The sequence below is a fragment of the Pseudonocardia sp. TRM90224 genome, assembly GCF_021245725.1.
Classification (GTDB): domain Bacteria; phylum Actinomycetota; class Actinomycetes; order Mycobacteriales; family Pseudonocardiaceae; genus Pseudonocardia.
Genome location: NZ_JAJGSX010000073.1, coordinates 1 through 14568, shown reverse-complemented (window position 1 = coordinate 14568; position 14568 = coordinate 1). Strand labels below are relative to the sequence as shown.

The 14568-nt window shown below is 73.2% G+C and carries 2 protein-coding genes; both read left to right on the top strand.

What is annotated here, in order from left to right:
* Positions 1 to 27 precede the first annotated feature (27 nt).
* Positions 28 to 13578 carry a hypothetical protein gene (locus tag LL648_RS42070; protein WP_232668587.1) on the top strand — a complete coding sequence of 4517 codons (13551 nt, stop codon included), beginning with the start codon at positions 28 to 30 and terminating at the stop codon, positions 13576 to 13578.
* Positions 13579 to 13594: 16 nt separating this feature from the next.
* Positions 13595 to 14494, top strand: a complete 900-nt coding sequence (locus LL648_RS42065; RefSeq protein ID WP_232668586.1) for a LysR family transcriptional regulator — start codon at positions 13595 to 13597, stop codon at positions 14492 to 14494.
* Positions 14495 to 14568: the final 74 nt, after the last annotated feature.

Here is a 14568-nt window from a genome sequence, read left to right as displayed (position 1 = left end):
GGTCGGATTGCCGCGAGTGCGCGTGAGGTGCGGGCGGACGCGGCGACGGGTTTCTGGCTGGCCGTGGCGTGGTTGCGCTGGGCGGGCGGGCAGGTCGGTGCGCGGTTCGGTGGGTGGGAGCAGGCGCTGGCCCGCGTCGATGCTGTGGTGGCGATGACCATTGCGGTGCTGGTGGTGAGTTCGCTGCTGGTCCCCGGCGTCGCTTACGCGTCGACGCCGAGCGGCGTGCAGGTGGCGCTCCTCGTCGGCGCGACGATCGTGATCCTGGTCGGTACGGTCGGCGCGCTGTTCGCCCTCAAGCGTTTCGAGCCGCAGCTGCGCTCGGCGTTCGAGCGGCTCCAGGCCCGACTGGAGGCCCGGGACCCGGCCTCTTCCGGCGTCGCCGGCGCGTTGCCCACGGTGGTGGCCACCGGCGCTATCGGCATCGCATCGGCGCTGGCCGGTGGCGCGCTGCCCGGTGTCGCCGGTGAGCTGCTGACGCTCGCGGGCACCTCGTTGCTCGGCCTCGCGATCGCGTTCGCGCCGTTCGTGATCTCCCGCCCGCAGCTCAGCAAGAACGCTACGGCAGCGGAGCGGGTCCGGGCGCTCGCTGCCGCCGCGGCCACGATTGCGGTCATCTACCAGTCGGGCAGGGTGGTCGGCTTGGCTGCCTCGGGGCTGGCCGCAATCACTTTCTGGCTCGTCCGGTTCCTGCAGCGGCAGCGCGGGCCCACGGGCGCGCTCGCCCGTTCCGGGATCGTGCTCGGCATCGTCGTGATCGCCATGGTGGCGCTGCCGGGCGTGGCGAACGCCGCCTTCGAGTTTCCTGCGGCAGCTCTCGAGGCCCTCGGAGTGCTCGGGGCGACGGGGGCGGCGCTCGTGGTGTTCCGCGGGCTGCCCGGCAGGGTGGCGCGCGCCGCCCGCGGGATCGACACCCGTCGCCGGGTGCTCGCGGCCGCCCGGCGGCTCGCGGCGCAGAGCTCGACGGCGGGTCGGGACGAGGTGCTGCGCGCCGCTGTCGCGGCGGGGCTGGATGCCGGTGTCGCGGAGCGCAAGATCGCGGACGCGGTGGGCTGGCCGGTCGCGGCCGTCCGACTGGCTGCCGAGATCGAGCGGTCCCGCGCCGCCATCGACGGGCGTCCGGTGCAGCCCGAGTCGCAGCGTCTTCTGGGTCGGGTGGAGGCCCTGCTCGATGCCGTGATCAGCGGCGCCGCCGGTGCGCCCGACGAGATCGAGATGGGGCACCGGCGCCTCGCGTTCGCGCAGGCGTGGGCCGAGGGCGGGCAGGTCGCGTTCGGCACGTGGCGCGCCACCGCCGGGCGGCTCGACATCGACTTGCGCTGGGGGCCGGGCGGCGATGTCGTCGCAACGAGGTCGGGCACGGTCGTCCGCATCAGCGGCGAGACCGTCCGGCACGTCGTGCGCACGCTGACGATCCATGCGCGGTCCGGGAAGGACGCATCGCGGCTGCGGGCCGAGGCGACGGCGTGGTGGCCCGTGCAGCTCGGCGGCGGCCTCGAAGGCGTCGTCGAAGCGCTCGGGGCGCTCGCCAAGGCCAGGCCGGTCGACGCGCCGGCCGCGCGGGTCTTCGGCGGCGAGCTGCTCGCCCAGCTCCCGTCCCGCGAAGCCGTCGCCGCGCTGAAGCTGAACCGCACCGGCGGCTGGTTCCTCAACACCGTGCTGGAGGCGGGGCTCCTGCTCATCCCCGCTGCGGAACGGCAGGCCGCGCTGCTCACCGACCAGCGAGTGGTCGGCGCCGCCTTCCTCGACGACGTGCGGGCGTTCGATCCTGCCGGCGACGACCTGCCGGAGCAGGCATCGCGTCTCATCATGCCGCTCTGGGAGCACGAGGCAGCCGTCGACCTCGTCATCGAGGAGCTCGAAGCAGCGGCGCTGGCGGCGATGCAGTCCGTCGAGGACGCGCGAGCCGCGCAGCGCGCCGCAGCGGGTGCCGAACTGGTGGCCGAGACGAGCAGCGACCGCTTCGCGGCCAGGCGCAAGCGTGCGGCGCAGGCCCAGCAGCGGGCCGCCGCGGATGACGCTGCCCGGTTCGAGCGGATCACCGAGCGGTACCTGGCCGCGGTGACCTCGGCGCTCGCGCTGCGGGAAGCGTTCAGCACGCTCGGCGACGAGCTGAGCAACCTGCGGCTCGGCAGTTCCCGCAAGGTTGGCGGTGTCGTCGATGCCGCCGTCGGAGTCGTCGACGCGGCGGTCGCGTACGAGGCGCACCTGGCCGCCGCCCTCCCGGCGCTCGTCGCGGCGAAGGCCGCGGCCCCCACCGGGGGCCTGCCCGACCCCGCGGCGATCGTGGCCGCGGTGAACGAGGTGCTCGGCCGCGACCATTACACCGAGGAGGAGCTGCGCAAGACGGTCCTCGCCGGGTGGCCCCACCTCGCCGGTGACGGGCTGGTGCTGGAGCTGCCCGGCGCGGATCCAGTCGAGTTGCGGCTGCGTTGGGAGCCCACGCGGCTCGCGCCGTGGGCCGACCCGAACCGGTCGGCCTCGCAGGTGATGCGCGGCTGGTTCCCCCAGGGCAACCCGTCGGTCGGCGCCGGTTCGGTGCGCAATGCCGGGTTCTCGGTCGGCGTCGAAGCCGACAAGGTGTTCGACTCGCTCTCGGATGGTCCGAGCTGGGTGAAGGCGTTCTTCAGCTACGTCGGGCTGAAGTTCGGCTTCCGGCTGGGCCGCACCGACACACCAGGCCGCGGCTGGGCCGCCTACCACCTCGGTGGTGGGGTCACCGACAACCGCGGCCCGTCGATCGGCGTCGTGGTGGCCGGCACGCTGGACGTCGCGAAGCGCACCGTGCCCGGCCCCGGATCGGACGGTTCGGGCTGGTCGACGCCTGTTGTCGTCCGCCTCGACAACCTGCAGATGTGGCTCCCGGAGGCCTACGCGGAGGGCCCTGCTGAATGGACCCTGACGCGGCCCGCGACCGAGATCGGCGAAGGCACTCCGTTCCCACCCCCCGCGGTGCTCGCAGCGACCGGCATGAACGCCATCGCCGACGACGTGCTCGCAAGCGCGTTCGACGCCGAGCACAACGAGATCGGCAACCCCGTGCGCAGCCAGGTGCGCGCCGCGCTGGTGCACAAGCTCCCCGGCCAGCTCAAGCTCGCCATCGACGACCGCGTGATCGCCGACATCCGGGACGAGAAGGGGCAGGTGCTCGCGCGGCTCACCAGCCGGGCCGAGCTGGTTCGCGACGGGCGCGGCCGGCTCGCCCGCATGGTCGGCTGGTCGACCCTCAAGGAGCACATCGAGGACCTGCGCATCGCGTTCTCGGCGCTGTTCAACTCCGACGGCTTCGGCTGGTCGCTCAATTGGGACGTCACGGCAGGTCTGAAGATCCCCGAGAACGTGCTCGCGCGGCTCCTGACCCTTCCCGTGGTCGGGCCGGTCCTCGCCAAGGTGATGCCGAGCCTGAGCGGGAAGTTCTTCGGTTCGATCGGGCGCGCGATCGGGGCCAGCGTCTCCCGCGTCGGCATCCGAGCCGGCGTGCACCGGTTCTCCGGCCACACGCAGGGCTACGAGGGCACCGTGCGGTTCGTCGTCGAGGTGGAGCGGTTCGACTCGCCCCGCATGGCTCGCGTCACCACGGTCAGCGGCGACAGCGTTGTCCTCATGCGGCTGCCCGAACCCGACGCGTACCGGTACGGGCTGCCGGTGGACGCCGCCGCGGTGGACTGCTCCAGCGGGTGCGCCGTGCTGCGCGACGACCCCGAGATGAGGGCCCCGGAGGGCAAGGAGCTGCGCCTTCCCGACTGGATGGGGACCGGCCCGGGCAAGGTCAACGCCGTCGGGCAGGACCTCGTCCGCGACATGACCGCTGTTCCGGCGGCACGCGACGCGGTGCTGGAGGGCCTGCGCGGCCTCGGGTTCGTGCCACCCGCCACGGCGGCCGAGCGCGCTGCGTTCACCGGCGGGCGCGAGGCGCTGGGGGCGCTGCTGGAGAACGAGCGCAATGTGGACGGCTTCCTCAGCGCGGCCCGGCTGGAGACCGGGTTCGACGAGGCGATCGGGTCGGGGCTGGTCCTGCCGCTGACACGTCGACCCCGCGGCCAGAGCCAGGAGACGGCGTTCCTGAGGGCGCGGCTCGTGCCCGTGTGGACGAATGCGGAGCCCGAGGGCATGACCGACGCGTGGAAGATCGTCGGCCTGCCGATCGGGTCCGACACGGTCGGGGAGTCGGCGTCGGCGTCGCGGTCCTTCGGCTGGGGCGGCTCCTTGGGCTTCGGGGCCGGCCTCGGGCCGGACACCGACGAGGCGAAGCCGGGCGCGCAGACCGCAACGACCATCGGGGGCTCGCTCGCGGGTGACCGTTCGGCCGGCACCAGCGCCGGCCAGTCCGCCGGGATCACCGGCAACGGTGTCCTGCTCGTCGAGAGCCGCGGCGAGTCGGCCGTCTTCCGGCTCGGCTACCACATGGTCGTCAGCCTGGAGCGGGCCGACGGCACCGCGACGCCGCTCCTCGACCGCGACGAACCCCACGGCACCTTCCGGCTGATGATGCCGGAGGACTGGCTCCCCGACGCCGAGCCGCTGCGGGACGCTCCGGTGTTCCGCCCGACGGCCGAGCTGCTCAAGGGCGCCACCTTCACCGCCGTCGACTTCGGTGCGCTGCAGACCAGGGTCGTCGAGATGGTTCCCGGTGCCATGCTGCCGGGCTCACCCGACGCCGGGCTCATCGCGTTCACCGGCGTGGACCACCTCGCGCAGCACATGCCGGAGCTCATCTCCTCGGGCCTGATCTACCCCCTGGCCGGCGGCGGGTACGTCCAGCTCACGCTCCGGCCCATCTACGCGCGCACCGTCACCAACACCTTCATGCTGGTCGGGGGCATCAACCTGACGCTGAGCAGCCACGGGAACGAACGCGGATCGGCGCACAGCCGCGGGGGGTCGGTGTCGGGCGGCCTCGGGTTCCACCAGCTCGCCGAGCCGAAGCCGGGTGCGCACGGCGGGCTGTCGGGCGGGGCGAGCACCGCGACCTCCGATCTCGACCTGGGCATCGCCGGCGCGGAGGGCTTGCGCATCGAGGCCGGTGCGGCGCTGCTGAACCAGCTGTGGTTCGAGATCGAGGTCCGCGTGGTGACGAAGCGCGGCGCTGTAACCGTCGGCGACCCGGTGCCGGGCACGGCGATGTTCCTGTCGGCCGAGCGCGAATGGCTGGAGCGCTACGCGGATGACGAGCTGCCGCTGCCGCTGGACCTGGTCGCCGACGTGATGCAGCGTGCAATGCAGGGGGAGCCCAAGCTAGACATGCGGACGGCGTATCGGCTGGTCAAGCGGTACAGCGCGGACCTCGCGGCCGCGACCTCCCCCGAGCGGCCCGCATGGCACAGCCCCGATGTGCTGGCCGGGTGGCTTGCAGGCCAGTTCCCGTCGGACAGCGTGAACGTGCAGGAGGGCGGGCTGAGCGACGTCCTGCAGGATCTCGACCGGCGCACCCGCGTGCTCGAGGAAGCGGTCCTCCCACGGACGCTGCGCTTCCGGCTCGGCGAGAGCCTGATCGAGCGTGCCCGGTTCTACGCCTGCTCGAACGGTTGCGCGCTCGGCAACGACGCCGTCCTCGACGTCGTCGAATCGGGTGTCGAGGCGGTGCTCCCCGGCGTGCTCGACCGCGACGTCCGCCTCAAGATCGCGTTGTCGAGCGTCCTGTCGGGCGACGGCTGGAGCGGCCACCTCGACACGATGCTCAGCCCCACCGGGATGGTGTTCTCCACCTACGTGCGGGCGCGTCCCCGCAAGGTCGTCGGCGATCGGGTCGAGCGGCTCACCATCCGGATCAAGGCCGAGCTCGCCGACGACGCCATGCTGGTGGGCCGGACCGACGAAACCGTCATGATCAAGCAGCGGTACGGCTACGTGCAGCGGGTGCTCGCGTTCATCACCGGGCGGGTGCTGGGCGGCGACGCCGGCGGCAGCCTGGGCTTCGGGTCGAACGGCTCCGGCGAGACGAACCGCAACCGCGGCCGATCTGTCGAGGTCGGCCAGCAGCGGACCAACCTCATGCGCGTGATGACCTCCGTCGGATCCAACCGGGTCCGGCAGAGCGTGGTGTACACCGTCGAGATCTCCAGCGCGCCGGTCCGGCTCGGCAGGCCGCGGGCGAAGGACACCCGCACCGAGGTGCTCACCCTGACCGGCTCGTTGATCCGGCTGATCACCGACAGACTCGTCGCGCCGGCCGAGTCAGCGGCCAAGGTGGCCACAATCGACCCCGACCCGGTCGACCCGCGCCGGCTGGCCGTCCCGCACGGGTCGGAGATCGACTTCATGCTGCACGGCACGCTGAACTTCATGGGCGCGCCGGCCCTCGACGAGAATCCACTGCGGGCCCCGCTGGAAGCCGCGCTCCGTGATCGGCGGATGCTGGGGCACAGTTTCGGATACAACGCCGCCAGGCTCACGCAGGCGCTGACCCCCGACCCCCTCAACGCGAAGTTCATGCGGATGCTCGACCCCGACGGGCACCCGATCGTCGATCTCGCCCTGCGTGACAGGCCCGGCCACGGCGTCGAGGTCAGGGTGCGGGCGGTGCCGAGCGACCGGCGTGTCGAGGTCGGCGAGCACGCCAAGGAGCTCGGCGACATCAACCGCCTCCAGCACGTGGTCGGCTCGTCGGTCACCACCGGGCACATCACGCCGCCCGGGATCGGTGGGAGCTACAGCGAGAGCGGCGTCACGCTCGGCGCGTCGGGCCTCGACCAGGGCAACGACCGCAGCGCCACCGGGTTCGGCCTCCGCAACGAATCGCCGACCCACGAGACCGGGCCTGCGCTCACCGTCACGGACCGGATCGGCTTCGCCGTCCAGGTGCGTCGCTTCGAGTGGAACGGCGAGAAGGTCTACCGCGGAACGCCCATCACGTTCTTCGTGCCCGACGTCGGATTCGCGACGATCAACGGGTTCGTCGGCGAGCTCGCCGCTGCCACCGCCGCGGCCGAGACCGTGGGCCCCGGCACCAGCTGGGTGTTCGGTGCCCCCACCGCCGGGCCGGGACCCGACGCACTGCGGATCGAGCTGCGGGACCTCTGCGACGACGCCTGCCCAGGTGCCCTTGCGGGCGAGGTGACCGCCGAGCGGCGGGCGGTGCTGGACGACCTGGTGCGCCGCGGCGCCAGGAACGGCCTCGTCCTCACCGCGGTCCGCGACCGCTCCGCACCGCACGCCGCGTTCGATGCGGCGCAGCTGCTCGCCGTCGACCTCGGCCTCCCGGTCCGGCTGGAGCTCACCGAGGCGAACGGTGCGGTCCGCACGGTCGACCTGTTCGGCGACGGCACGGCGCTGGGCGCCGACCAGTTCGACACCGCGCTGGCCACCTTGGATCCGCATGTCCGGGTTGCCGCCGACCAGCACCTCGACGAGGACCTGGAGGTCTTCTACAACAAGGCGGGCCGCCCCGTCCGGTTCACCGACGCCGTGCGCGCGAAGCTCGACCAGCTCGGTGTTGACCACGAGGCGGCGCCGCCGCTGTTCCCCGTCGACGAGTGGGGCAGCGGGCCGGAAGCCCACCCGGGCGCGAGCAGCAACTTCGGCAACGGGGGCGGCGCGCACGGGATCTTCGACGACTGGGAGCTGGAGCTGCTGTTTGCGGCGTACGAGCAGCTCTGGCGGGAGATCGTCGCCGGTGACCGGGACGCGCGGATCGTGTCGATCCGCGGTCCGCCGCGCCCGGAGCGGGTGCTGGCCCTCGTGGGCCACGACGTGCTGGCGGACGTGCTGGTCGACGTGCTGGGCAAGCACGGTATCGACGCTGCGCTGTCCGCGGACCTCATCGCGCGCAGCGACGCGTTCTCGCTGGCCGACCAGGACGGCGTCGACGTCGTCGTGATGACTGCCGAACGGCACCGGGAGCTGGTGCGGCGTGACGAGCTCGACGTGGTGCTCGACCACGAGCTGCGGCACCTCGACGGCGGGTTCGAGAGCAAGGCGGCGCACGACGCCGACGTCGAGCGCGGCAGGCAGGAGGCGGCCGCGAGGAAGGCCGGCCCGCTCGCCACCGTGGCTGCTGCAGCCACTGTGGCGATCGTGACCGTGACCACCATGATCGCCGCCGCCACTCCGGCGTTTGCCGACCCGGCCGATCTCGAGCCCTCGGTGGTCGAAGGCGTGCCCGCCGTGGTGCTCGGCCTCGCCGCGGCCGTGGGATTCGTCCTCGTGATCGCCGGTGGTTTCGGCTTCGCGCTGCACGCCGAGGACCGGGCTGCCGCGAAGCGGGTGCTGGCGCAGCAGGAGGCGCTGCCGGCGCCGCCGTTCGTGCGGGCGCTGCCCGCCCCGCCGGTGCTCACCGCGGCTGTTGGCGCGCGGATGGACCCGTACGGCCGCCCCATGCGGCAGGCCGGTGAGCTCGGGGAGCTGCCGCATCCGTTCACCACGAGGGTGGTCCAGGTCGACGGGCCGAGCGGCGTCACGACGGGGGTCGTCCACAGCATCGCCGACGGCAGAGGCGTGGTGGTCGCGCTCGGGACGACGTCGGCCGCCGGCCCGGTCACGGTGCGGATCTCCACGCTGGCCGGTGAGCTGGTGGTAGCGGGCACGGTCCGCCCCGCGGCGGCCGTCGGGGACGTCGTCGAGCAGGCGGCCGGCACCGGCGCCGCGCGCGGCTTCGCGTCGAAGGCGCAGCTGCGGGAGGCCGCCGCGATGCTGCATCTCTTCGTGATCGACATCGAGGACCCGCGGCTCTTGGACGTCCCGCTCGGGCCGCTCACGTACGGCGCGCCGCCGGTCGTCGGCAGCCGCGTCGGCTGGGCGGGGATCTCCGGCGAGCAGCTGCTCCGGGCCGGCGCCGCCACGGTGCTCGCTGCCGAGCCGGGCTGGCGCGACCCGCACGGCGCGTGGGCGGTCTACCTCGACGCCTGCGAGTGCGCCGGCGCGCTGGTCGAGCCCGCCCCGTCCGGTCGGGACGACGTGCTGCTCGGGCTCGTCTCGGAGCCGGTGCTGCGGCAGCTGCCGGCGGTTGTCGCAGGGCAGCGGGAGATCACCCACCCGACGCTGGTCGGCCGGGCGGTGAAGGCCTCGGTGGTCGAGGCCGTCCTGCGGGCGCACGAGGTGCTGCCGCGTCTGTCCCCACAGCGCAAGGCCGGTGCGCTGACCGATTTCGGGCCGCGTGAGGCGTGGCTCGCGGACGTCATCGCGTCGGTCCGCGTGCGGCTGAAGGCGGTCGGCGGGCGCACCGGTTACGTCCGGCGGCAGGTGGAGAACCTGCTGGTGCTGGAGGTGTCGGGCCTTGCGGTGCTGATGACGGCCGAGGAGCGCCTGGTCGTGGCCCGCGAGCTGCCGCAGGAGCTGGTCGTCGCGGCCGGGCTGGCGGGAGAGCCGGGTGAGCGGGGCCCCGGTACGTGGTGGGACCGGCTGCTCCGCCAGTTCCAGGAGCTCGTGTGGATTCCCGCCTTCGTGCCGTTCCCCACCCGCCTCGACGACCTTCCGGACAACTGGTTCGTGGGCGTCGCGGCGGTGGTGGTCACCACCGCCGTGCTCGTGGCGCGCTACCGCGACCGCACACGGAGCCTGCTGCCGGGCGTCGGGCCGCAGGCGCGACAGGGCGGCACCTTCGGCATCCTCGACGAGGACGAGCACGGGTTGATGGCCGACGTGATGGCGGCGGCCCGGCGGATGGCGGACGAGGATCACCCGGGAGTGCGGCTCGTCGGCCGCAAGAGCCCGGAAGGGCGCGGTGTGCTGCGTCGCGGCGAGGGGCTGCTGCTGGTGGACCACGCACTGCTGCTCGACCTGTTCGCGGAGCGGGGGGTCGACGCGCAGCGGGCCGCGGAGATCATCGCGAAGTCCGACGCGTTCGGGTGGCGCGCCGAGAAGAAGCGCGGGATCGGCGTCGTCGGCATGGTCGCCGAGCGGTTCGCGGAGCTGCGCGGCACCGACGCGCTGCGGATCGTGCTCGACCACGAGCGGCGGTTCCACCTCGGTGGCGGCTCGCACACGAAGGAGCAGCACGACGCGGACGTCACCCGTCGCAGGCAGGCCATCTCGATCCTGCAGCGGTCGGCGGGTGCGATCGGAACCTCGGCCGGTGGGGTGATCGCGGTCGACCCGGTGACCGGCGACGAGGTTCGCGTGGTCGGCGAGCAGGTCGAGCGGGTGCTGGCGGCGGTGCGCGACCGACGGTGGCTGCTGACGCCGCTGGAACCCGATCACGCCGTTCGGGAGCTCCTCGATGAAGAGCACCTGTGGGACGGGCATCGGGCCTACCAGGCACCGGGGCTGCTGCGAGCCCTTCCGCTCGGCTTCGCGCCGCTGCTCGTGGCGGCGCCGGATCCCGTCCACCCCGCCCGGATGGCCGTGTTCGTCGACCCGGTGCTCGTCGAGCCGTTGGCGCTGCTGCCGCCGGCCGTCCGCGGCGACCTCGCCGCCGCCATATGGCTGCACCTGGTCGGGGTGCCGCACGAGCTCGTCCCGGCGCCGCTCGTGCCCGTCCTGCCGCAGCTGCTGGAGCTCCTGCTACCGGTTCCGCTGCACCCTTTGGTGCATGAGGTCGAGCGGCGGCTCGACGCCCTCACCATCGCGGTCGGGGAGAACCGGCACGACCTGGTCGCGGAGATGGTCCCGCCGCTCGATCGGGCGTTGGCGCAACTGCGAGCGCACCGGACCGAGCTGCAGGTCAGCGGGGTGGGGCCGAACCTCCTGGCGACCGTCGCCCTGCTCGGCGACGGGCCGGCGACGCCGGTGCAGATCGATGCGGTCGTCCCCGAGGAGATGACCGTGCCCCGGTACGCGGTCGTCCCGGTCGTGATCGACGGTGTGCACCGCGGCAACGCCTGGTCGGTCGGACCGGGCTGCTTCTGCGCGACGGTGAGCATGTTCGACGACCCGAGCGGGGAGCTCGCCTCGATCGACCCCGGCATAGCGGGTCCCGAGATCGAGCTGGACGGTCGGCCGGTGGAGGAGCTGTTCACCTACAGCCCCGCCGAGCTCGGCGGGCACGCGGTCGCCGTCGAGCGAGCGCGCTCGGCGATCGGCGCACTGCGCGCGACGCGGTTCGCGCTCTCGCCCGACGGCAGCAACACGATCGCGACCGTGCTTGTGCTCACCGCCGTGCAGACCGGCCCGAAGGTGGCCCTCTCACCGGAGCGGGCCGTGCCCGGCCAGCACGTCACGATCGTCGGGCACGACGGCGAGCGGCAGACGGCACACCGGTCGCGGGTGATCGCCGCCGGCCGGGCCACGTTCGCGATGACGACCGCCGGGGAACCCGCCGAGATCGGCATCGGCAGCCTCGTCGTCGATGCGGCCGGGCGGGCGATGGGCACGGTCGAGCACGTCGACCAGCAGACCGGGACGGTCACGGCGACGTCGGCCGCGGTTGTTGCGGTCGCGGTGGAGGCGCGCGGCACGCGCACCGGCCGGCCGTTCGACGCGCGGCTGGACCGGGTGGAGGAGCTGCTCGATGCGGCCGAGCTGCGGTCAGACGACCCGGCCGATCGGCTCGCCACGCTCAACGGTGTCGAGGAGCGGTTGGACGTCGCGGTCGGGGAGCTCGGTGGCTTCCAGGCCAGCGGCCTCGGCGCTGCCCAGTACGCGCAGGCGCTGCTCAGGCTGCGGGCGGCCGCCGATCGCTGGCGGCGCGAGCACGCGGAAATGGGCACGACACCGACCGCGGCCACCAAGGACTACGGCCGTACGGTGTGGGACATCGCGGCTGTGGTGCTGGAGTTCGAGCTCGGTGTTGTCGACGCCGACGGCGGCCGGCTGGTCGCCGAAGTGGCGAGGAGCCTCGACACCCCACACGACTGGGCGGTCGTCGCGGAACTCGTCGTCGTGCTCGGGGCGGACTGGGCGGCCCGGATCCACGCGGTGCTGGCAGCGCTGACGCTGCGGACCGACGTCCAGCCGACCGAAGGTGCGTGGGATGCCGTGCGCACCGGGTTGGCGGCGCTCCTGCGACAGCTCCCGATGATGCAGGCAGCCGAGCTGGAGGACGTCTTCTCCGACCTGGCCGCCGAGGGCGATGACATCAGCACGGACCGGGCGGTCGACATCCTCGAACGGCTGCGCGCGGCCCTGTCCGGCGGTGTGCCGCCGACCACGGAGCTGGCGCTGGCGGCGATGCGGTTCTTCCTCGCGTGGGCCGAGGACGTGCTGCGCCGGCGCGGCGGCACGTCGGGCGGGGCGCACGGGATCCTGACCCGCGCCGAGCAGCGGTTGTTCCTCCGCGTCTACGCGGCGTTCGGGCGCGAGATCGTGGCCGGCGAGCGGGTGGCCGACCTGCGCCCGATCCGCGGCCCGCCGAACCGCGATGTCGTGCTGGCGGTAGTCGCCGACGCTGCGCTGGTCGACGCGTTCGGCCGGCACGGCGTGGGCGCGGACCTGGCGGGCGGGCTCCTGGCGAAGACCGACGCGTTCACGATCGCCGACGTCGACGGCACTGACCTCATCATTGTGTCCCGGTCGCAGCACGACGCGCTGGCGGCGCAGGATGCGCTGCCCGACGTGCTCGTCCACGAGCTGCGCCACCTCACCGACGGTTTCGCGTCCGACGACGAGCACGACGACGACGTCCGGCGCATCCAGCGTGTGCGGGAGGCCCGGCGGGTCGCGCAGCCGTCCGCTCCGCTGCTTACCGGTGGTGCGCCGATCCGGCTGCTCGGACCCGTCCGGTACACCTCGACCCTGAAGCGGGAGGACCGGCGCTGGCAGAAGGTCCTCGCCGTCCGCGACGCGGAGGGCCGGCGTCACGTGGTCAAGCGGGGCAGCGTCGACCGGCTGCAGCGCAACGTCGAGGCCGCCGCGTTCTACCGGGCCGCGGGTGGTCGAGCCGCGCAGAGCCGGCTCGCGCTGGTCGATGTAGACGTCGTCGGCCGGCTCGGTCGGGTGCTCGTGCCGGCGGGGGAAGTGATCGAGCTCGCCGACCACGTCGAGGGGCGACAGCTGCGTGGACGGGATCGCCGCAGCTACGAGGTGCGGCGCCAGCTGGCCGCCGGGCTGGTTGCCAACGCGCTCATCGGCGACTGGGACGCGTTGGAGAACCGCAACCTGATCCTCACCCCGGCCGGGCTGGTCGTGCGGATCGACTTCGACATGACGTTCCGCAACTCCGAGTTGGAGTTCGAGGACCAGCTGCTCGAACAGCTGATCGGGACCCCGGACGTCTACGGCCTGCTCTCACCGCAGGACGTGATGGCGCAGCTGCGCGCCACCGTCCGGGCGCGGGAGCAGCTGCTGGCGATGGTCCACGACGGCCCGGAGCGGAAGCAGCTCATCCGGCACTTCGGCCAGATCGAACAGGTGGTGGCCGCCGGGCGGCTGCCTGCCGCCCTGATCGACGCGCTGGAGGACGCCCGCAGGTACATGGGGCTGAGCGGGGGCGATGCGGCCGTGGCCCCGTTCGACCCGCCCCTCTTCGCCGTCCCGACCGGACGGGAGGTGATCGTCGATCGCGCCGGGCTCCGACGGCTGCTCGACGCGGGCCGTCCGGTTGCGGTGCACGGCATGCGGGCGCGGCTCGAAGGCGAGGTCTGGAAGGTGGCCGTCGGCGCGGCCGAACCCGAGGGCGGGGCGGTGGGTGCTGCTGCGGCAGCACGAGACCAGCTTCCACCGGAACAACCAGAAGGCGATCGTCCTCGGCCGGATCCATCGCCATGACTTATGCTCCGGGCCCATGGCTGACGTCGAGCTCCGGCTGCTGCGAACCATGGCCGCCATCGCAGAGGAGGGCACGTTCGGGCGGGCCGCCGATCGGCTCGGCTACACCCAGTCGTCGGTGAGCCAGCAGATCGCGGCGCTGGAGAAAGCCGTCGGTGGCGCCGTCTTCGATCGGCCCGGCGGGCCGCGGCCGGTGCGGATCACCCCCCTCGGCGAGGTGGTGCTGGCGCACGGGCGCGACCTGCTCGGGAGAGCGGAGGGGTTGGCGGACGCGGTCGACCGCTTCAAGGCCGGCAACGGCCGGATCGACATCGGCACCTTCCAGGGGGCGACCAAGCTGATCCTGCCGACCGTCGTGCGCAAGCTGCTCGCCGAGCACCCCGACTGCGACATCAGGCTCTTCGACGTGGGACCGGAGGATCCGCAGATCGGAGATCGGGACCTGCTGTTCCATTACGGCCGCCCCGACAGCGACGTCGAGCACGTCGAGCTGCTCGCCGAGCCGTACCTGCTGGTGGCGCGGGCCGGCGTGTTCCCCGCCGGCCCGGTGCGGGTCGGGCTGCTCGACGGCACTCCGATGGTCGCCTGGCCGGTCAACGAGCACCAGACCTGGTTGGAGCGGGAGCTCGCGAGCAGCGGGGCGCGGCCACGGATCGTGTTCCGGACCGGCGGCCACGAAGCCGTCGTGGCCATGGTGCGGGCGGGTGTCGGCTCGGCGGTGCTGCCGTGGCTCGCTCTGCACGGCTCCGACGTCTGGTCCGACGAGCGGCTCAGCGTCCACCACCTGCAGCCGTCGCCGGCCAGCACCTGGTACCTCTGCTGGCCGGCCGAACGCAGCCTGTCGCCGCTCGCGACCCGAGCCGTCGACATCGCCGTCGAGGCCGCCCGCGAGCTGGGAGCACCCTTGGAGTGCTAGCCCCGGTCATTCATGAGGGCAGCGAGTCGATCTTGTGTTTGGTGCTGTGGCTGTGGCCGGCGCCGGTTCTGATG

What these genes read in the sequence shown, in the direction of transcription:
- LL648_RS42065 (WP_232668586.1), top strand. Translation starts at nt 13,595, where the DNA reads ATGGCTGACGTCGAGCTCCGGCTGCTGCGAACCATGGCCGCCATCGCA.